Raw genomic sequence first — 20,423 nt, forward strand, 5'->3', positions numbered from 1 at the left:
CCCCACCACGACCCAAAGGTGACCACATATGCCCACACGCACCCTGTACGCCGCCACCGACACCCCCGCCCACCCCACCCAACTCGACGTCGCGGGCGACCTGTTGACCCTCCTGCGCGACACCACCACCGAACCGCGCCCCGACGACCAGCTGGAGGCCCTGACCCTCGCCGTCGCCGCCGACCTCCCCGTGCTGCTGTGGGGCGAGCCGGGCATCGGCAAGACGGCGGCCCTGACCCAGCTCGCCGCGGCCCTGGACCTGCCGTTGACGACGGTGATCGCCAGCGTGCACGAGCCGTCCGACTTCTCCGGGCTGCCCGTCGTGGGCGACGACCCGGCCGAACAGGGCGTCCCGATGGCCCCGCCGGACTGGGCCGTACGACTCGTACGGGCGGGCCGGGGGCTGCTGTTCCTGGACGAGTTGTCGACCGCGCCGCCCGCCGTGCAGGCCGCGCTGCTGCGGCTGGTGCTGGAGCGGCGGATCGGCGCGCTCCAACTGCCGCCCGGGGTACGGATCGTGGCCGCCGCCAACCCGCGGTCCTCGGCGGCCGACGGCTGGGAGCTGAGCCCGCCGCTGGCCAACCGGTTCGTGCACCTCCAGTGGACCCACGACCACGAGGTCGTCGTACGCGGCCTCGGCGGTACCTGGCCGCGGGCGACCCTGCCGCGCCTCGACCCGGAGAAGCTGCCCGGAGCCGTGGACTACGCGCGCCGCGTGGTGTGCGGACTGCTCACCGGCCGCCCCAAGCTGGTCCACCAACTGCCCAGCAGCGAGGCCCGCCGGGGCGGTGCCTGGCCCTCGCCCCGGAGCTGGGAGACGGCCGTGTGCCTGACCGCGTTCGCGACCGCGGCCGGCTCCTCCCGAGAGGTGCTGTCCCTGCTGGTCAGGGGTGCGGTCGGGGACGGTCCCGGGCTGGAACTGCTGGCCGCCGTGGACCGGATGGACCTCCCCGACCCCGAGACGTTCCTCGCCGATCCGACCGCCGGCGAGCTGCCCGAGCGCGGGGATCTGCGCCAGGCCGTGCTCGACGGCGTGGTGGCCGCGGTCCGCAACCGTCCCGACCGGGCCCGCTGGGACGCGGCCTGGGCGGTCCTGGTCCGGGCGCTGGAGACCGGCGCCCCCGACCTCGTCGTCGTCCCCGCGACCACCCTCGCCTCGCTGCGCCGGGAGGACTGGGACGTACCCGAGTCCATCGAGCGACTCGCCGGAGTGGTCGCCCTGTCGCACCGGGCGGACCGTGCCGCCGCGACCGTGAAGGGCGGCCGATGAACCCGGCCATGGACCTCGACCTCGACCTCGGCAAACTCTTCGCCGCCCGCCTCTACGCGGCCCGCGTCCGCCCCTACCTGGCCACCGCCCTGTTCGCCCTGCACACCGTCCCGTCCCGGCAGGTGCCGACGATGGCCGTCGACCGGCACTGGCGCTGCTATGTCTCGCCGGGGTTCGTGGACGGCATGTCGGTCGAGGACCTGGCCGGAGTCTGGGTCCACGAGGTCTCCCACCTGCTCCGTGACCACCACGGGCGCAGCGACCGCCTGGCCCGCGAGCGCGGACTGACCGGCCCGGGGGAGCGGCTGCGGATGAACATCGCCGCCGACATGGAGATCAACGACGACGCGTACGGCGAGGGCCTGGTCACCCCCGCGGGCGCGGTCCGGCCGAAGACACTGGGCCTGCCCGCCGGGAACCTGATGGAGGACTACCTGCGCTGGTTCCGACTGGGGCCGCGCACCCAGGCCTTGGCGTGGCTGGACTGCGGCAGCGGCGCCGACGGGCTCGACCGGGGCTGGGAGCTGGGCCCGGACGGCGCGCACGGGCTCAGCGAGCAGCAGCGCGACGCGGTCCGCTTCCGGGTGGCACAGGGCATCACCGGCCACCCGGGCAGCGCGCCGAGCGGGTGGCGGCGGTGGGCCGAGGAGGCGTTCCATCCGCCGCAGCCCTGGCGGGAGTTGCTGGGCGCGGCGGTCCGCTCGGCGGTCTCCGCGCCCGGCGCGGGCGAGGACTACAGCTACGGCAGGCCCTCGCGCCGCTCGGCCGGACTGCCCGGGGTGGTGCTGCCGAGCCTGCGCCGCCGCCCGCCCCGGGTCTGCGTGGTCGTCGACACCTCCGGGTCGGTCAGCGACGCCGAACTGGGCAGCGCGCTCCTCGAAGTCGCCGCGATCTCCAGGGCGGTCGGCGGCCGCCGCGACCTGGTCACCGTGGTGTCCTGCGACGCGGCGGCCCGGGTCGCGCAACCGCTGTGCCGCGCCGAGGGCATCGAACTGCTGGGCGGCGGCGGGACGGATCTGCGCGCCGGCTTCGACAAGGCGCTGCGCACCCGGCCCGACGCCGTCGTGGTCCTCACCGACGGCCAGACCCCCTGGCCGGAGCGGCGACCGCTGTGCCGGACGGTGGTCGGCCTCTTCCCGCGCCGCTACGCCACCGGGTTGTACGCCGAGGACGACCCCGACTACGTGCCGGACACACCGCCCGACTGGGCCCGTGTGGTCGAGATCGGCTCCGCCCCCGTCTCCCGCTGAGCCCGCAGGGAGAGGGACTTCCCGGCGAGCGGCGCCTCCTGGAGCTCGAGCACCCACACGTCGTTCACCCCTTCCCGCAGCACGGGCCCGGGCACGTACAGCTCCCGCTGCGGCCCCGCCGACCAGTACCGCCCCAGGTTGAACCCGTTGACCCACACGAACCCCCGCGTCCACCCCGGCAGTTCGAGTACGGCGTCCCCGGCGCCCCGCACCTCGACGGTGCCCCGGTACAGGCCGGGGGAGTCGCCCGGGGGCAGTGCCCCCAGCGCGATGCCCTCGACGTCGTCCAGCGCGTCCAGCCGCAGCCCGCGCGCGCGGACGTCGTGCAGGTACTGCCGCTCGTGCAACAGGCCCCCGGTGATGCCCTTCGGCTCCCCGAGCCGGGGCCCGTAATTGGCCCTCCCCAGGGACTCCACCCACAGCTCCACGCGCGCGTGCCCGGCGACGGGTTCCTTGAGCTGCTCGTCGCCCTCCATGAGGATCCCGGCCCGCTCCCCGTCGACGTACACCACCGCCAGGTCCCGCAGCCCCCGCGCGGTGAGCGGATACGGGGCGCGCGGCCCCGGCACGGTCACCGCGTAGCGGACGAGACCGCGGTCGACGTCCAGCTCCTCGAAGGTGGGCGGGACCGGGTCCGTGCGTTCCGGTCCGCCGCGTGCCTCCAGTACGTCGCTCAAGGACGCCCAGCCGGTCAGGCTCGCCTCGGCCGGGTGGTCCAACACGGGCGGTGCGGGCGGGGGTTCGGGCAGCGGGGCGTCGGCGTACTCGGCGAACACCTCGCGCAGGCGCCAGAACTTCTCCGTGGGGCGCCCGTGCTCGTCGATCGGGGCGTCGTAGTCGTAGGACGTCACATCGGGCTCCAGCGGGCCCTCGTGCAGCGCGCCGCCGCCCCGGTTGGCGCCCGCCCAGCCGGCGAAGTTGGTGCCGCCGTGCGCCATGTAGACGTTGACCGACGCGCCGCACTCCAGGATCTCCCGCAGCGCGGACGCCGCGTCCTCGGCCGCGCGGACGACATGCTCGCCGCCCCAGTGGTCGAACCAGCCGCACCAGAACTCCATGCACATCAACGGCCCCTCGGAGCGGAACGCGCGCAGCGTCTCGAAGGCCTCCCGCGCGCGGGACCCGAAGTTCACCGTCGCCAGCACACCGGGGAGCGAGCCGCCGTCCAGCATGTGGTCCTCGGGGCCGTCCGAGGTGCACAGCGCGACCGTCACCCCCTGGTCCCGCAACAGCGCCTCCACCCGCCGCAGATAGGCGGCGTCGGAGCCGTAGCTGCCGTACTCGTTCTCGACCTGCACCATGATCACCGGGCCGCCGCGGTCCAGCTGGCGGGGTACGACCTCGGTCAGCAGCCGGCCGAACCAGCGCTCCAGGTGGCCCAGGAAGCGTGCGTCACGGGTACGCGCGCGTGGCCCCAGCTCGCCCGTCAGCCAGTGCGGCAGCCCGCCGTTCTCCCACTCCGCGCAGATGTACGGCCCCGGGCGCACGATCGCCCAGAGGCCCGCCTCCCGGGCCGCGTCCAGGAACCGGCCCAGCGCCTCCACGTCCCGGAAGTCGCCCGGCGCCGGCTCGTGCAGGTTCCACGGGACGTACGTCTCCACGCAGTTGAGGCCCATGGCCCGCAGCATCGCCAGCCGGTGCCCCCAGTACGCCTCGTGCACCCGGAAGTAGTGCAGCGCCCCGGACAGCAGCCGCACCGGCTGCCCGTCCAGCAGAAAGTCCCTGTCGCCCACGGTGAACTCGCTCATGCGCCGACTCTCTCCCCTTGGCGTCGATCACGTCCATGGACAAAGATCGCCTCTACTTGGACGCAGCGGACCGAGCGATGCGTGAGGGGGCGCGGATGTACCACACCTGGATGCGGTTCTTCACGCCCACACCCGCCCACCACCGCCTCGGCCTCGCCTGCCTCGGCGTCGGCCTCCAGTACGGCGAGCTGCCCACGGTCGGCCCCCGCACCCTCGACCACCACGTGGCCGTGGTGATCAGCGCGGGCGGCGGCTGGTACCTCGCTCCCGACGGCCGCCGCACCACCGTCACCGCGCCCGCCCTGCTGTGGCTCACCCCCGGAGTGCCGCACCACTACGCGCCCGACCCCGGCGCCGGCTGGGACGAGGGGTTCGTCGACTTCACCGGGCCCGCGACGGCGACGTACACCGAACTCGGCTACATCGAGCCGGAGCGGCCCGTGGTGCCCCTCTCGGACGCGAGCGGACCCCGCGCGGTCATCGGGCGCATGGCCCGCGCCGCGCGGCGCGGAAACCCCCTCCTGGAGGTGGAGACCGGGGCCGCCGTCCACGAGCTCCTGGTCGCCCTGCGCCGGGCCCGCGCCGACCTCGCCCCCGACGGCGACCCGGTCCTCCAGGGCCTCGCCCGCGACGCCTGTCTGCCGCTGACCGTCGCCGACCACGCGGCCCGGCACGGCATGACCCCCGCCGCCCTGCGCGCCGCCGTCCGCCGGGGCGCCGGATGCAGCCCCAAGGACTACCTCCTCGGCATCCGCCTCGGCCGCGCCAAGGAACTCCTCGCCGCCACCGAACTCCCCGTCGCCGCCGTCGCCCGCCGCGTCGGCTACGACGACCCCGCCTACTTCTCCCGCCTGTTCACCCGCCGCGTCGGCATGCCCCCCGTCCGCTTCCGCGCCCAGCAGGGCCGCACCGTCCCCGGCGGCTGGAGCGACCAGGTCCCCGACCCGGCCGATCCGCCGGTCATCGGGTGGGCCCACTCCACAGAGGCCGGCTGATCGGGTGGGCGCACTCCACGTAGGGTGGTCGCCCATGACCACCAGCAACAACGGAACCGGTGACGTCGACCCCGCCGTGCGCGAGGAACTGGCCAGGCTGCGCGACAGCATCGACAACATCGACGCGGCCGTCGTCCACATGCTCGCCGAACGCTTCAAGGCCACCCAGCAGGTCGGCTTCCTCAAGGCCACCCACCGGCTGCCGGCCGCCGACCCGGCGCGCGAGGCCCGCCAGATCGAGCGCCTGCGCACCCTGGCCGAAAACGCCAAGCTCGACCCGGCGTTCGCCGAGAAGTTCCTCAACTTCATCATCGCCGAGGTGATCCGGCACCACGAGCGCATCGCCGAGGACGCCGTGAACGGCGGTTCACCCACGGCGAACTGACCCCGCCGGACCCGTAAGGGGCGTGACACCGGGGTGTGTTCGGGGCGATGCTGCGCTGTGCACCTGCATGTGCACTCCTTGTCAGCCGACGGGCACACCCCGTCAGCGCCTGCGTCATAAGCTGGTCGTCCCACGCGGGAGGGACCTCGGGTCATGCCGTCGGATGCCAGGATCCTCATCGTCGACGACCATGAGGACACGCTGTACGCGCTGGAGAGCGCCCTCGCCCCGCTGGGCTACCGGCTCGCCCGCGCCACCAGCGGCGACGAGGCGCTCAAGCAGGTGCTCCGCGGCCAGGTCGGCCTGCTCCTGCTCGACGTGCGGATGCCCGGCGTCAGCGGCCTGGACGTGGTCCGCTATCTGCGCCGCCTCGAACAGACCCAGCACATCCCCGTCGTCCTCCTCACCGGCTTCGGCCTCGACCCCGAACTGACCGCCACGGCCTTCGGCCTCGGTGTCGCCGACCTCATCACCAAACCCGTCGACCCCTGGACCCTGCGCACCAAGATCCGCTACCTCTACGACGCCCACCAGCGCCACCAGGCCCTGGAGCAGGAGCTCCGCGAACTGCGCGCCCTCCTCAAGGAGCCCCGGGAATCCCGCCCCGCCCTGCCGCACCCGGACGCGCGCGTGCCCTACCAGCGCGACCCCCAGAACACCGCCACCACCACCGAGCGGACATAAGTCGCGTAGCGGACCGACTCTGTGCCATGCCGGTGCCATCAGGCAGCATGTCCACCATGTCCGTACTGACGCGCGACGAAGCGCAGACCCGTGCCAGGCTCCTCGACGTCCACCGCTACACGATCGAACTCGATCTGACGACGGGCGAAGACACCTTCGACTCCCGCACCGTCATCCGGTTCACCGCTCGCGCGGACGCGGACACCTTCGTCGAACTCAAGCCCGCCGAGCTGCGCTCCGTCACCCTCGACGGACACCCCCTCGACCCGGAACAGCTCGTCGAGAACCGGCTCCCGCTGCCCGCCCTCACCGCCGGCGAGCACGAACTGCGCGTCGACGCGAGCATGCGCTACTCCCGCACCGGCGAGGGCATGCACCGCTTCACCGACCCCACCGACGGCGAGACCTACCTCTACACCCAGCTCTTCATGGACGACGTCCAGCGCGTCTTCGCCGCCTTCGACCAGCCCGACCTCAAGGCCGTCTTCGACCTCACCGTCACCGCCCCCGAAGGCTGGACCGTCCTCGCCAACGGCATCACCGAACACCTCGGCGAAGGCCGCTGGCAGGCCGCCACCACCCCCCTCATCTCCACCTACCTCGTCGCCGTCGCCGCCGGCCCCTGGCACTCGATCCGCACCGAACACCGGGGCCTGCCCTTCGGCATCCACTGCCGCCGCTCCCTGGCCCCCCACCTCGACGCGGACGCCGAGGAGATCCTCGACATCACCCGCCAGTGCTACGACCGCTACCACGAGAAGTTCGAGGAGCCCTACCCCTTCGACTCCTACGACCAGGCCTTCGTCCCCGAGTTCAACGCCGGCGCCATGGAGAACCCCGGACTCGTCACCTTCCGCGACGAGTTCGTCTACCGCTCCGCCGTCACCGACACCGAGCGCCAGACCCGCGGCATGGTCATCGCCCACGAGATGGCCCACATGTGGTTCGGCGACCTCGTCACCCTCCAGTGGTGGGACGACATCTGGCTCAACGAGTCCTTCGCCGAGTACATGGGCTACCAGACCCTCACCGAGGCCACCCGCTTCACCGACACCTGGACCGACTTCGGAGTCGTCCGCAAGGCCTGGGGCTACGACGCCGACCAGCGCCCCTCCACCCACCCCGTGGCCCCCGAGAACGTCGACGACACCGCCTCCGCCCTCCTCAACTTCGACGGCATCTCCTACGCCAAGGGCGCCTCCGCGCTACGGCAGTTGGTGGCCTGGCTCGGCGAGAAGGACTTCCTCGCCGGCATCAACACCCACTTCGCCCGCCACAGGTTCGCCAACGCCACCCTCGCCGACTTCATCGACTCCCTCGCCTCCGGCACCGAACGCGACGTCCACGCCTGGGCGGACGTATGGCTGCGCACGACGGGGGTGGACACGCTCACGCCCGAAGTCCGGACCGAAGACGGGAACTGGCACCTCGACGTCGGTCACCGGGGCAGCCCCGGAATCTACTCCAAGCCCGACCCCGCCCAGAACCGGGACGGGCTCAGCCACCTCGGCACCCTCGTATCCACCGGCGCCACCCGCCCGCACCGCATCACCATCGGCCTCTACGACCACGACCTCCACGACGCGAGCCGCCTGATGCTCCGCAGCCGACTGGAGGCGGACCTTCCCACCACCGGCGACATCGGCATCAGCACCGGAGGCCCCCGACCCGCCCTCGTCCTCCTCAACGACGGCGACTACACCTACGCCAAGATCCGCTTCGACGCCGAGTCCCTCGAAACGGTCCGCACCAGCCTCTCCGGCCTCCCCGAACCCCTCACCCGCGCGGTCGTCTGGAACGCCCTGCGCGACGCCGTCCGCGACGGCGAACTCCCCGCCTCCACCTACCTGGACGCGGCCCGCGCCCACCTCCCGCACGAGACGGACCTCGCCCTCGTCCAGGGCGTCCTCGCCTTCGCCTCCGCCCAGGTCGCCGACCGCTACCTCACCCCCGAGGCCCGCCCGGCCGCCCTCGCCACCCTCACCGCCCTGTGCCGCGACCTCATCCGCCGCACCGAGGACGGCTCCAACCCCGGCCTGCGCCTCATCGCCGTACGCCACTTCATCGACGTCGCCGCCCACCCCGACACCATCGCCGCCTGGCTCGCCGAAGGCACCGTCCCCGGCGGCCCCGAGCTCGACCCCGAGCTGCGCTGGCGCGTCCTGGCCCGCCTCGCCGTCCTCGGCGCCACCGAAGAGACCGCGATCGCCGCCGAGTTGGCCCGCGACCCGTCCGCCACCGGCCAGGAGGGCGCCGCCCGCTGCCGCGCCGCCCTGCCCGACCCCGAGGCCAAGCGCACGGCCTGGGAGGCGATGTTCACCACCGACGACCTCTCCAACTACCTCTTCACCGCCACCGCCCAGGGCTTCTGGCAACCCGAACAGGCCGATCTCGTACGGGAGTACGTGCCCCGCTTCTACCAGGACGCGGTCACCCTCGCCGCCCGCCGGGGCCCCGCCATGGCCGACGCCGCGGGCCGCTGGGCCTTCCCCACCCACGCCGTCGACCCCGAATCCCTCCGCCTCGGCGAGGAATGCCTGCGCGACGCCGACCTCACCCCGTCCCTGCGCCGCAAGCTCGTCGACCAACTCGACGACCTGGCACGGGCGTTGCGGGTACGGGAGGCATAGCACCGATTCGAGTGATCCTCCCCCCGCGACGATGCGGCGGGCCGACCGTCCTTCCTGGGCTCGACACCGCCAAGGACGATCAGCCCAGGAGGAACCCGCGATCGTAGTGACAGGCGCCACCGGCAACGTCGGCCGCTCACTGGTGGAACGCCTCACCGCCGCGGACCGGCCCGTGCGGGCGCTGACGCGCGACCCCCAACGGGCCGGATTACCGCGGCAGGAGGAGGTCGTCCGACACCAACCGGACGACCCCGCCGCCCTGTTCACCGGCGCGACCCGGCTCTTCCTGAACCTCCGGGCCACCGGCGACACGACCCCGGCACTGCTCGACGCGGCCCGCGCGGTCGGCGTCCGGCACGTCGTCATGCTCTCCTCCGGAATCATCCGCGAGGGCGCCGACACCAGCCACCCCATTCACAGCTGGCACGCCAGGGCCGAACAACAGGTCCGCGACAGCGGCCTCGCGGCGACCGTCCTGCGGCCCAACGCCTTCGCGGCAAAGGCCCTCCAGCGGGCCCCGCAGATCCGCGCGGACGACACCGTACGCGGCCCCTTCGCCGACGGCGTCTCGGCACCGATCCACGAGGACGACATCGCCGCCGTCGCCGAACGCGCCCTCCTCGACCCCGGCCACGAGGGAGCGGCGCACCGCCTCACCGGCCCCGAACCGGTCACCACCGCCCAGCAGATCACCGCGATCGGCCACGCGATCGGCCGCGACCTGCGCTTCACCGAGATCCCCGTGGACGAGGTCGGCCCCGAACTCTTCCCCCACGTACCCCCGGAGATGCTCCCCGGCCTCCTCAAGGCCTTCGGCACAAGCGTCGGCACGACACCGGAGATCACCACCACGGTGGAGGAGATCACCGGCGTACCGGCCCGCCCGTTCACCATCTGGGCCAAGGACCACGCGGACGACTTCCAGTGACCCGCCCACCCCGTCCACACAACACTTTCGGGTTCTGATCGTTGTACTTTCCGGGCGCGTCGACCCACCTGCGTACAAGCTGGAACTCCCCCTGCCCCGCGCCCCGGAGGACAGCCCATGAGCAACGCGCCCCTCGCCTCAGGCGCCGAAGGACCCGACGCCCTGCGGCCGTTGCTCGACACCGTCCTCGACGCTCTGGGCACCGGACGGCGGGCCCGCGGCGGACCCTTCCCGGCGGGCGGCCCCGAAGCCGTCGCCGCCCGCCTCCGGGACGCCGTGGGGGACGTACTCCCCGAGGACGGCGACCCGACCGCCCTGCGCACCCTCGTGCACGCCCTCGCCGAAGGCGCCGCCGACCCCGCCGACCCGCTGTGCGCGGCACACCTGCACTGCCCGCCGCTCGCCGTCAGCGCCGCCGCCGACCTCGCCGTCAGCGCCCTGAACCCCTCCCTGGACTCCTGGGACCAGGCCCCCGCCGCCTCCGCCCTCGAAGCCCTCGTCACCCGCACCCTCGCCCACGAGATCGGCCTCGCCGACGCCCTCGTCACCAGCGGCGGCACCGAAGCCAACCAACTCGCCCTGCTGCTCGCCCGCGAAGCCCACAGCGGCACAGTCCAGTTGGTCTGCGGCAGCAACGCCCACCACTCGCTGCCCCGCGCCGCCTGGCTCCTCGGCCTGCCCGACCCCGTCGTCGTCCCCGCCCCCGCCGGCACCCTCGACCCCGCCGCCCTCGACGAAGCCCTCACCGCACTCCCGGGCCCGCGCGGCTCCGTCCTGGTCGCCGCCACCGCCGGCACCACCGACGCCGGACTCATCGACCCGCTCCCCGAGATCGCCGGCCTCTGCGCCGCCCACGGCGCCCGCCTCCACATCGACGCCGCCTATGGCGGAGGCCTCACCTTCAGCGACCGTCACCGCGACAAGCTCGCCGGCCTCGACCGCGCCCACACCGTCACCCTCGACCTGCACAAACTCGGCTGGCAGCCCGTCGCCGCCGGCCTCCTCGCCGTACGCCACCCCCGCGACCTCGCCGCCCTCACCCAGCGCGCCGACTACCTCAACGCCGACGACGACACCGAAGCCGGCCTCCCCGACCTCCTCGGCCGCTCCATGCGCACCACCCGACGCCCCGACGTCCTCAAACTCGCCGTCACCCTGAAAACCCTCGGCCGCACCGGACTCGGCACCCTCGTCGACCAAGTCTGCGCCCGCGCACGGGAGTTCGCCGCCATGATCCACAACCACCCCGGCTTCGAGCTCTACGACCCACCCGTCATCAGCACCGTCCTGTTCCGGCCCGCCGAAGCCGGCGACGAAGCCGTGGCCGCCGTACGCCGACAACTCCTCCACGACGGACGCGCCGTCCTCGGCCGGGCCGCCCTCGACGGCCGGCTCTGGCTCAAGGCCACCCTCCTCAACCCCCACACCCGGCCCGACGACCTGGCCGCCCTCCTGAAACTGGTGGAAGGACACACCCCCCGATGAGCCACCCCCCGACGGGTCACCCCCAGGCCCCCAACCCCCCGCGCCACGAACCCGATCCACCCCGCGACCTGGTCGGCATCGGCATCGGCCCCTTCAACCTCTCGCTGGCCGCCCTCGCCCACCCGCTCACCGAACTCGACACCGCCTTCTACGAACAGCGCCCCGGCTTCGACTGGCACCCCGGCCTGCTCATCGACGGCACCACCGTCCAAGTCCCCTTCCTCGCCGACCTGGTGACCCTCGCCGACCCCGCCAGCCCCTGGTCCTTCCTCAACTACCTGAAGGCCCGCGACCGGCTCTTCCCCTTCTACTTCGCCGAGCGCCTCCGCATCCAGCGCGCCGAGTACGACGCCTACTGCCGCTGGGTCGCGGGCAGCCTCCCCGGACTCCACTTCGGCCACCAGGTCGACGCCGTCCGCTTCAACCCCGAACGCGACGTCTTCGAGGTCGACTTCACCCAGCTCGACAGCGACGGAGAGGCCGAAGCCCTCGGCCGGACCTACACCAAGAACATCGTCCTCGGCGTCGGCACCGCCCCCTACGTCCCCGACCCGCTCAGGCCGCTCGTCGAGGCCCCGGGCGTCCCCGTGATCCACGCCGCCGACTACCTCGCACACCGCGAGACCTTCCTCGCCGCCGGGCACATCACCGTCATCGGCTCGGGACAGACCGGCGCCGAGGTCTTCCTCGACCTGCTCCGCAACCGGCCCGCGGGACACGAGAAACTCCACTGGATCGGCCGCAGCGAGGCCTTCGCCCCCATGGAGTACTCCAAGCTCGGCCTGGAGCACTTCACCCCCGACTACACCCGCTACTTCCACGCCCTCGCCGAAACCGTCCGCGACCGCCTCGTCACCGCGCAGTGGCAACTCCACAAGGGCATCGACGCCGACACCATCGCCGCCATCCACGACGAGCTCTACCGCCGTACCCTGCACGGCGGTTGGCCCGAGGCCGTCCTCACCCCCGGCGTCCGCGTCCGTACGGCGGGCCGGATCGCGACCACCAAGGTCGAACTCCACCTGGAACACGCCCAGCAGAACACCCGCTCACGCCTCACCACCGACGCCGTCGTCCTCGCCACCGGCTACCGCGAACGCCCGCTCGGCCGCATCCTCGCCGGACTCGACCCCTACCTGCGCCGCGACAGCGCCGAACGCCCGCACGTGGACGAGCAGTTCAGACTCGTCCTCGACCCCTCCGTCACCGGCGTCGGCTGCCACGTCTACGTCCAGAACGCCGAACTCCACACCCACGGAGTCGGCGCCCCCGACCTCGGCCTCGCCGCCTGGCGCAGCGCCACCATCCTCAACTCCCTGACCGGCAAGGAGCCTTACCCCCTGCCGGACCGGACGGCCTTCACCACCTTCGGACTCGACCCGCAACCGCAGATCCCCCCGGCCCGGCAGGCCCGGACCCTCACCCCCCTCGTCGAAGGCAGGTGAGCGGCCCGAGCAGGCACTAGAAGACGGGCGTGCCGTTCCGCGTCAACTTCCAGTCCACCGAGGCGAATTCGGCCGGATCCAGCACACCCTTCGCGGTCACCCACTCCGCGATCCGTGTCCGGATCTCCGTCGACTCCGACCACACCTCGGTCGCCGACGCCACATGCGGGAACGCACCGCCGCCGTTCGCCCGGTAGTTGTTCACCGCCAGCACGAACTGCTGCGCGTCGTCCAGCGCCGCACCGCCGTACGTCAGGTTCCTGATCCGCGAACCGGCCGCCTGCGCGATGTCGATGTCGTACGAGAACCCCGACACGTAGTCGTAGTTGTAGTCCGGGCGGCCGTTCGCGTTGGTCAGCTTCGCCGGGTCGACCACCGCGTCCGCGGCCGTCTGCACGAAGTACTCCGCCGAGTACTCCAGGTACGCCCGCACCTGAGCACCCGTCAGCACCTTCGCGACCAGCGTGTTGTCGTACACGTACAGCCCCGACAGGTCCCGGACGGTCACCTCGCCCGCCGGGATCTCCGAGGTCCGCGAGAACGGCGAGGCCTGCGCGATCACCGGCAGCGAGGCGTACGCGGTGCCCGCCAGGGCCGCCTTGACGACGTCCTCCTGGACCTTGGTGATCAGGTCGATGATCGGGGCGTCCTTGTAGCGCGCCTCGGCCGTCGTCAGCGTCTGCGTGGCCGTGCCGACCACCTGGTTGACGTACTCGACGACCTTGGCGTGCTCGTCCGAGAGGAGCCGGGTGATCTTCGGGTCGTCGGCGACCGTGTTGGTGTTGAGGACCTTGGAGGCGACCGACTCGACGCTCCAGCGCCCCTTGCTGAAGACCAGCTCGACGTCGAACTGCGAAAGCCGCTCCGCGTACGCCAGCGGCTCCGAAAGAACCACCGTCCTCCCGGTCTTGGCGTTGGTGACCCTCAACTCCGGGATCTCCACGTGCGCGTGGCCCACCAGGATCGCGTCGATCCCGGGCACCTGCTGCGCGACCAGCGCCGCCGAGTTCTCCACGTACGGCAGCTGGTCACCGTAGGACGAGGTGCCCGAGGAGCCGGAGTGCGCCGACACGACGACCACGTCCGCACCCATCGACCGCAGCTTCGGCACCCACTTCGCGGCCTGCTCCTCAAGACCCGGGAACGTCAACCTGCCCTGCACATAGGCCTTGTCCCAGATCGCGATGCCCGGGTTGGTCAGACCGAGCACGGCCACCTTCACCGGCGGCGCGCCCCGCACGCAGAACTTCTTGATGAAGTACGGCGGGAAGGCGGGCTTCAGCGTCTTCGCGTCCAGCGCGTTCGCCCCGAGGAGCGGGAAACGGCACTGCTCCTCGAACTTGCGCAGCGTCTCGATGCCGTAGTTGAACTCGTGGTTGCCCAGCGCCACCGCGTCGTACCCGATCGCGTTCATCGCCTGCGCCATCGGGTGCACCGGGCCGCCCTTGGCGGTGATCGGGTCGACCTTCGCGTAGTAGTACGTCAGCGGGGTGCCCTGGATCGTGTCGCCCGCGTCCAGCAGCAGCGTGTTCTCGCGGCCCTTCTCCTTGCGGATCCGGTTCACCAGCGTCGAGATCCGGGCCAGGCCCTGTGCGTTGCCGGCCGCGTCCGAGTACTCCGCGTCCTTGAAGTAGTCCCAGTTGAAGACATGCCCGTGCAGGTCGGTCGTGCCCAGCACGGTCAGCGAGTACCGCTTCGCGGGCCTGCCCGGCTTCCTCTCCGCGGCCTGCGCCGCCGGAGCCGCCGCCGCACCGGCCAGCGCGACCCCCGCACCCGTCACGGCGGACTTCTTCAGGAACTTCCGGCGGTTCAAGGGCATGTCTGGATCTCCTCGGGAAACGGTCAACAACGCGCGTAGATTCTTACTCGCTTCTTACTGGCCGCGACAGGTCCCACAGGTTTCGATCTGATGACCGGCAGGCGGCAGGGCTGACAGAGTGGGACGTATGACCGCGCCCAGCACGGACGACCAGCAACCCCCCGTCCCCTACGGCACCCCCGACGCACCCCGCATCGCCGTCCGCGGCGAAGCCCGCCTCGAAGTCGACCCCGAGATCGCCCGCATCGGCATCACCGTCGCCGCCCGCGGCCGCGACCGCCGCGCCGCCCTCGACGACCTCACCCGCCGCAACGCCGCCGTCCTCGACCTGGTCAAGGCCTACGGCGAAGCAGTCGAGCGCATCGAAACCGGCGGCTTCTCCATCACCCCCGAACTCAACCCGCACGCCCGCGGCGAACGCGTCCGCGCCTACCTCGGCCGCGTCCACATCACCGCCGAACTCACCGACTTCACCGCACTCGGCGAACTCACCACCCGCCTCGCCGACCTCGACCTCACCCGCGTCGACGGCCCCTGGTGGGCCCTGCGCCCCGACTCGCCCGTCCACCGCCAGGCCCGCCAGCAGGCCGTCCGCGAAGCCGTCCAACGCGCCCGCGAATACGCCGAAGCGCTCGGCACCAGCCTCGCCGCCCTCGTGGAACTCGCCGACATCGGCGCCGAGAACGCCGAGACCTACGGAGCGCCCCAGCGTCGTATGCGCTCCATGTCCATGGCCGGCGCCGCCGTCGAGGACACCGCCGCCGCACCCCTCGACCTCGAACCACAACGGCAACACGTCTACGCCCAGGTCAACGCACGCTTCACGATGCTGCCCCCGAGCCTGTGACCGGAGATCCCGATTCAGCGATTCGAACGCTCATTGGAGCACCCCACCGCACATTCAAGCCTTGTCAATAACCCTTCACCCAAAGGTTGTTGAGTAGTCATGCGCGACCAATTCCCTACCCATCGGTAAGGCCTAGGCTCAAACCATGCGCCGAGCAAAAATCGTCTGTACTCTAGGCCCCGCCACCGACTCGTACGACCAGATCAAAGCCCTGGTCGAAGCCGGAATGGACGTAGCCCGCTTCAACCTCAGCCACGGCACCCACGCCGAACACGAGGAGCGCTTCCAGCGGGTCCGAAAGGCCGCCGAAGAGACCGGCCGCAGCATCGGAATGCTCGCCGACCTTCAAGGCCCGAAGATCCGACTCGGCCGATTCACCGAAGGCCCCGTACTCCTTGAACGCGGAGACACCTTCACCATCACCGTCGAAGAGGGCGCCGAAGGCGACCGCCAGTCCTGCGGCACCACCTACGCGGGCCTCGCCACCGACGTCACCCCCGGCGAACGCGTCCTCGTCGACGACGGCAAGGTCTGCCTCGAAGTCACCTCCGTCGACGGCCCCCGCGTCCACACCAAGGTCGTCGAAGGCGGCATGGTCTCCGACCACAAGGGCCTCAACCTCCCCGGAGTCGCCGTCTCCGTCCCCGCACTCTCCGACAAGGACGAGGACGACCTCCGCTGGGCGCTGCGCGCCGGCTTCGACGTCATCGCCCTCTCCTTCGTCCGCAGCGGCAAGGACATCGACGACGTCCACCGCATCATGGACGAGGAGGGCCACCGCCTCCCCGTCATCGCCAAGGTGGAGAAGCCCCAGGCGGTCGAGGCCATCGACGGCATCGTCGCCGCCTTCGACGGCATCATGGTCGCCCGCGGCGATCTCGGCGTCGAAATGCCCCTCGAACAGGTCCCGATCGTTCAGAAGCGCGCGATCAAACTGGCCAAGCGCAACGCCAAGCCGGTCATCGTCGCCACGCAGATGCTCGACTCGATGATCGAGAACTCCCGCCCCACCCGAGCGGAGGCCTCCGACGTCGCGAACGCGATCATCGACGGCACGGACGCGGTGATGCTCTCCGGCGAGACCAGCGTCGGCAACTACCCCATCGCCACCGTCACCACCATGGCCCGCATCGTCGAAGCCGCCGAGGAGGACATCCTCGCCAAGGGCCTGCCCCCGCTGACCGAACGCAACAAGCCCCGCACCCAGGGCGGCGCGGTGGCCCGAGCGGCAGCGGAAATGGGCGACTTCCTCGGCGCGAAGTACCTGGTGGCCTTCACCCAATCCGGCGACACGGTACGCAGGCTCTCCCGCTACAGGTCCCCCATCCCCGTAATGGCCTTCACCCCCGACCCCGCCACCCGCGCCCAACTCACCCTCACCTGGGGTGTCGAGACCATCCTCGGCCCCCACGTCGACTCCACCGACGCGATGGTCGACCAGGTCGACGAGCTTCTGCTGAAGTACGGCCGCTGCCAGAAGGGCGACATCGTCGTCATCACAGCGGGCTCACCGCCCGGAGTGGCCGGTTCTACGAACCTTGTCCGCGTGCACCATGTGGGTGAGGACGACAGTCCCAAGTAGGCGGCGGGGGTCAGTGTTTGGGGCCTACGTGGGTGTCCATGAGGGCTACTGAGGCTTTGCGGGCGACGGAGATGTTCTGCGCGTTCGCCTGTTTCCAGCTGACGCCGACTTTGTCGAGGGTGTCGGTGTAGAGCTGCCTGATGTCCGTGGACAGGTTGGTGAAGAAGTAGCGGGGGTATTCGTAGCGCTTTCTCTCGCCGCCTACGACACGAGTCGTCCAGTTGGTGATTCGGCAGCCGTCGGAGTGGATGAGGCCCCGGATGAATTCCCAGGGGTGGGCGTCGACGATGTCCTGTTGCCAGGGTTCGAGGGTGATTTCGCGTTTGTGCTTCACGCCGGGGCCGTGCTGGGGGAACAGGCAGGGCCAGTGTTTGCTGCTACCGGTGACTGCCACGCAGCCTTGCTTCTTGACGCGGAATACGCTGTTGTCCGGGCGTACAGCGCGGATGGCTGCTTCGCAGGCGTCGATGATGCCGGGCCAGGCGTTGTCGCACACGATGCGGATGAAGTACACGCTGCGCCGATGGGCGTTGATGCAGCCGTCGCCGAGATAGAGGCCGAGGAGGTACGCGTATGCCTCTGGGTTCTCGGGCGGGGAGGGCGCGCCCTGGCATCGTGGGCATGGTTTGCCCGCTCGCTGCAATGGTTCAATGCGAGTCAGCCAGGCCCGGATGGCGGCGCGGGAGATGCCGGTCTCCTTGCTCACCGAGTTCAGGCTGCGCCCTTGTTCGAGCAGCGCGAGTGCTCGCTTGCGTGTGCTGATGTCGTACATGTGCACACTCTGTGAGAGTGATCGTCGCGACACGCAGCAAAAAGCGGAGGTTCACGCGAACGTGAACCTCCGCTTAAATCTCATCCTTCGATTTGAAGGAAAAGTACCCCGAGTCGGATTCGAACCGACGCTTGATGGGTTTTGAATCCATTGCCTCTACCGCTGGGCTACCGGGGCCCCTTTGAAACGAAGGTCAGCGGTCTCCCGCTGTGCCCCTACCTTATCGCAGCTAGGTAGGCTCTTGCTCAGCACTACCCCCGTGCCCTGAACGAGGAGCCCCCGTGACCGCCCCCGAGTCGCCCCAGCCCGTAGACGCGCCCGACGACGACAAGTCGCACGTGCCTCCGCTGACGACCCGTGTCGTCATCGCCGAGGACGAGGCCCTGATCCGGCTCGATCTCAAAGAGATGCTCGAAGAAGAGGGGTACACCGTCGTCGGCGAGGCCGGTGACGGTGAGCAGGCCGTCGAGCTGGCCCGTGAGCACAAGCCCGACCTCGTGATCCTCGACGTGAAGATGCCGAAGCTGGACGGTATCTCCGCCGCCGAGAAGATCGCCGAGGAGGGGATCGCCCCGGTGCTGATGCTCACCGCCTTCTCGCAGCGCGACCTTGTGGAGCGGGCTCGGGACGCCGGTGCGATGGCGTACCTCGTGAAGCCGTTCAGCAAGAGCGACGTCGTGCCGGCGATCGAGATGGCCGTCTCCCGCTTCACCGAGCTCAAGCAGTTGGAGCAGGAGGTCGCCGACCTCACGCTGCGGCTGGAGACCCGCAAGCTGGTCGACCGTGCGAAGTCGATTCTCCAGACGGAGTACGGGCTGAGCGAGCCGGCCGCGTTCCGGTGGATCCAGAAGACGTCGATGGACCGTCGGATGTCGATGCAGCAGGTCGCCGAGGCGGTCATCCTGGACGCGGACGAGAAGAAGTCCTCGAAGGGCTGACAGCCACGGCCGTGACTACGACGAGGCCCGCGCCCCCAAGCTGGGGACGCGGGCCTCGTCGTAGAAGTAGAAAGGGAACCCGGCTCAGTCCTCGCCGAGGTACGCCTTCCGTACCGACTCGTCGTGCAGCAGGTCCTCGCCCGAGCCGGAGAGGACGATGTTGCCGACCTCCATGACGTGGCCCTGGTCGGCGAGGGAGAGCGCCGCCTGGGCGTTCTGCTCGACCAGGAGGATCGTCGTGCCCGATGCCTTGAGCTCGACGATCGTCGCCATGATCTTCTGCATCATGATCGGGGAGAGGCCCATGGACGGTTCGTCCAGCATCAGCAGTTTCGGCTGGGACATGAGCGCGCGGCCCATGGCCAGCATCTGCTGCTCGCCGCCGGAGAGGGTTCCCGCGGCCTGCTTCTGACGTTCTCCGAGGATGGGGAAGAGGTCGTAGGCGCGCTGGATGTCCTTTTCGATGCCTTCCTTGTCCTTGCGGAGGAAGGCGCCGAGCTGGAGGTTCTCCGCGATGGTGAGGCGGGGGAAGATGTGCCGGCCTTCGGGGGAGTGGGCCAGGCCGAGGGCGACGATCTTGTGGGCGGGGACGCTGTTGAGCGGCTTGCCGTCGAAGGTGATCTTGCCGCCGGAGGGCTGGAGCAGTCCGGAGAGGGTGCGCAGGGTCGTCGTCTTGCCGGCGCCGTTGGTGCCGATGAGGGTGACGACCTGGCCGGCCTCGACGCTGAAGGAGATGCCCTTGACGGCTTCGATCTTGCCGTAGGCGACCCTGAGGTCCTCGACCTCTAGCAGTGCGGTCACTGGGCTTCTCCCTTGGCGCTGGTGGTGCTCTCCGCTTCCGTCGCGGGCGGGGTGTCCTCGGGTTCGGGTGTGCCCTCGAAGGGTTCGCCGAGGTAGGCGGCTACGACGCGTTCGTCGGCCTGGACGACGTCGGAGGTGCCTTCGACGAGTTTCTCGCCCTGGACGAGGACGGCGACGCGGTCGCAGAGGTTGAAGATGAAGCGCATGTCGTGCTCGATGACGAGGACGGCGATGCCCTTGTCGCGGATGGCGAAGACCAACTCCTCGGTCGCCCGCGTCTCCTGGGGGTTCATGCCGGCCGTGGGCTCGTCGAGCAGGAGCAGGCCGGGCTCGGAGGCGAGGGCGCGGGCGATCTCCAGCTTGCGCTGCTCGCCGTAGGGAAGATTGCGTGCCAGGTGGTCGCGCTTGTGGGCGAGGCCGATGAACTCCAGGAGTTCCATGGCGCGTTCTTCGCTGGCCTTTTCGGCCTTCTTGAAGCCGGGGCCGCGCAGGAGGGCCGACCAGAGGCCTTCCTTGGTGCGGGTGTGGCGGCCCACGAGGACGTTTTCCAGGACCGTCATGTTGGCGAACAGGCGGATGTTCTGGAAGGTGCGGGCGATGCCGGCCTTGGTGACGAGGTGGGGCTTCGGGGGAAGCACCGTGCCCTTGTAGGAGACCGTGCCCTCGGTGGGGACGTAGAGGCCGGTGAGGCAGTTGAAGAAGGTGGTCTTGCCGGCGCCGTTGGGGCCGATGAGGCCTACGATCTCGCCGGAGTTGACGGTGAAGTCGACGGAGCGGACGGCGGTGAGGCCGCCGAAGCGCATGGTGACGTCACGGGCTTCGAGTACTGGTGTCGTCATGGCTC

The 20,423-nt window shown here is 70.8% G+C and carries 17 protein-coding genes and 1 tRNA gene; 12 read left to right on the forward strand and 6 right to left on the reverse strand.

What is annotated here, in order from left to right:
• Positions 1-28 precede the first annotated feature (28 nt).
• Together ACQHII_RS35400 and ACQHII_RS35405 are read left to right on the forward strand one after the other, a co-directional pair.
• Entirely contained in the window at positions 29-1,270 is a 1,242-nt protein-coding gene (locus ACQHII_RS35400; protein ID WP_427923087.1) for an AAA family ATPase, read from the forward strand.
• Complete coding sequence (locus ACQHII_RS35405; RefSeq protein WP_427923088.1) at positions 1,267-2,520, forward strand: vWA domain-containing protein; 1,254 nt, start codon at positions 1,267-1,269, stop codon at positions 2,518-2,520. The genes ACQHII_RS35400 and ACQHII_RS35405 overlap by 4 nt, the downstream gene beginning before the upstream one ends.
• On the opposite strand, the gene ACQHII_RS35410 is transcribed toward ACQHII_RS35405, so the two are convergent.
• Positions 2,451-4,268: a glycoside hydrolase family 35 protein gene (locus ACQHII_RS35410; RefSeq protein ID WP_427923089.1), complete on the reverse strand. Its 1,818-nt coding sequence runs from the start codon at positions 4,266-4,268 to the stop codon at positions 2,451-2,453. The two genes, ACQHII_RS35405 and ACQHII_RS35410, sit on opposite strands and share 70 nt — an antisense overlap.
• 95 nt (positions 4,269-4,363) lie before the next feature.
• Between ACQHII_RS35410 and ACQHII_RS35415 the strand changes: the two genes are divergently transcribed.
• From ACQHII_RS35415 to ACQHII_RS35445, 7 genes are all read left to right on the forward strand, one after another.
• Complete coding sequence (locus ACQHII_RS35415) at positions 4,364-5,263, forward strand: helix-turn-helix domain-containing protein (RefSeq protein WP_427925481.1); 900 nt, start codon at positions 4,364-4,366, stop codon at positions 5,261-5,263.
• Between the two features lie 34 nt (positions 5,264-5,297).
• Positions 5,298-5,648, forward strand: coding sequence for a chorismate mutase (locus tag ACQHII_RS35420; protein WP_019067671.1), 351 nt, complete (start codon positions 5,298-5,300; stop codon positions 5,646-5,648).
• A gap of 153 nt (positions 5,649-5,801) precedes the next feature.
• Positions 5,802-6,332, forward strand: coding sequence for a response regulator (locus ACQHII_RS35425; RefSeq protein ID WP_427923090.1), 531 nt, complete (start codon positions 5,802-5,804; stop codon positions 6,330-6,332).
• Between the two features lie 47 nt (positions 6,333-6,379).
• A complete protein-coding gene (gene pepN, locus ACQHII_RS35430; protein ID WP_427923091.1) occupies positions 6,380-8,962 on the forward strand; it encodes an aminopeptidase N in 2,583 nt (860 codons plus the stop codon).
• Positions 8,963-9,068: 106 nt separating this feature from the next.
• Positions 9,069-9,890, forward strand: coding sequence for an NAD(P)H-binding protein (locus ACQHII_RS35435; protein ID WP_427923092.1), 822 nt, complete (start codon positions 9,069-9,071; stop codon positions 9,888-9,890).
• Positions 9,891-10,007: 117 nt separating this feature from the next.
• The gene (locus ACQHII_RS35440) at positions 10,008-11,375 is read left to right on the forward strand and encodes a pyridoxal phosphate-dependent decarboxylase family protein (protein WP_427923093.1); all 1,368 of its coding nucleotides are present in this window, start codon (positions 10,008-10,010) and stop codon (positions 11,373-11,375) included.
• On the forward strand, positions 11,372-12,820 hold the full coding sequence (locus tag ACQHII_RS35445) for a lysine N(6)-hydroxylase/L-ornithine N(5)-oxygenase family protein (protein ID WP_427923094.1): 1,449 nt from the start codon (positions 11,372-11,374) through the stop codon (positions 12,818-12,820). Before ACQHII_RS35440 ends, ACQHII_RS35445 begins: the two co-directional genes overlap by 4 nt.
• Positions 12,821-12,836: 16 nt before the next feature.
• On the opposite strand, the gene ACQHII_RS35450 is transcribed toward ACQHII_RS35445, so the two are convergent.
• The gene (locus tag ACQHII_RS35450) at positions 12,837-14,639 is read right to left on the reverse strand and encodes a bifunctional metallophosphatase/5'-nucleotidase (RefSeq protein ID WP_427923095.1); all 1,803 of its coding nucleotides are present in this window, start codon (positions 14,637-14,639) and stop codon (positions 12,837-12,839) included.
• A gap of 127 nt (positions 14,640-14,766) precedes the next feature.
• Here ACQHII_RS35450 and ACQHII_RS35455 point away from each other — a divergent pair, with 127 nt between their 5' ends.
• Both ACQHII_RS35455 and pyk read left to right on the forward strand, forming a co-directional pair.
• Positions 14,767-15,486: an SIMPL domain-containing protein gene (locus ACQHII_RS35455; protein WP_427923096.1), complete on the forward strand. Its 720-nt coding sequence runs from the start codon at positions 14,767-14,769 to the stop codon at positions 15,484-15,486.
• Positions 15,487-15,631: 145 nt separating this feature from the next.
• A complete protein-coding gene (pyk, locus tag ACQHII_RS35460; protein WP_427923097.1) occupies positions 15,632-17,068 on the forward strand; it encodes a pyruvate kinase in 1,437 nt (478 codons plus the stop codon).
• 10 nt (positions 17,069-17,078) lie between these two features.
• Here the strand turns inward: pyk and ACQHII_RS35465 are convergent, their stop codons facing one another.
• On the reverse strand, positions 17,079-17,840 hold the full coding sequence (locus ACQHII_RS35465) for a transcriptional regulator (protein ID WP_427923098.1): 762 nt from the start codon (positions 17,838-17,840) through the stop codon (positions 17,079-17,081).
• Positions 17,841-17,944: 104 nt separating this feature from the next.
• Positions 17,945-18,017: transfer RNA gene (locus tag ACQHII_RS35470), tRNA-Leu, on the reverse strand.
• 104 nt (positions 18,018-18,121) lie between these two features.
• On the opposite strand from ACQHII_RS35470, the gene ACQHII_RS35475 reads away from it, so the two are divergent.
• On the forward strand, positions 18,122-18,778 hold the full coding sequence (locus ACQHII_RS35475) for an ANTAR domain-containing response regulator (RefSeq protein WP_427923099.1): 657 nt from the start codon (positions 18,122-18,124) through the stop codon (positions 18,776-18,778).
• 84 nt (positions 18,779-18,862) lie between these two features.
• Here the strand turns inward: ACQHII_RS35475 and ACQHII_RS35480 are convergent, their stop codons facing one another.
• On the reverse strand, positions 18,863-19,579 hold the full coding sequence (locus ACQHII_RS35480) for an ABC transporter ATP-binding protein (protein WP_362980036.1): 717 nt from the start codon (positions 19,577-19,579) through the stop codon (positions 18,863-18,865).
• Positions 19,576-20,418 (reverse strand): ABC transporter ATP-binding protein, encoded by an 843-nt coding sequence (locus ACQHII_RS35485; RefSeq protein ID WP_427923100.1) that lies wholly within the window; start codon positions 20,416-20,418, stop codon positions 19,576-19,578. Before ACQHII_RS35485 ends, ACQHII_RS35480 begins: the two co-directional genes overlap by 4 nt.
• Positions 20,419-20,423 lie beyond the last annotated feature (5 nt).

Source organism: Streptomyces sp. cg40, from assembly GCF_050320165.1.
Classification (GTDB): domain Bacteria; phylum Actinomycetota; class Actinomycetes; order Streptomycetales; family Streptomycetaceae; genus Streptomyces; species Streptomyces hokutonensis.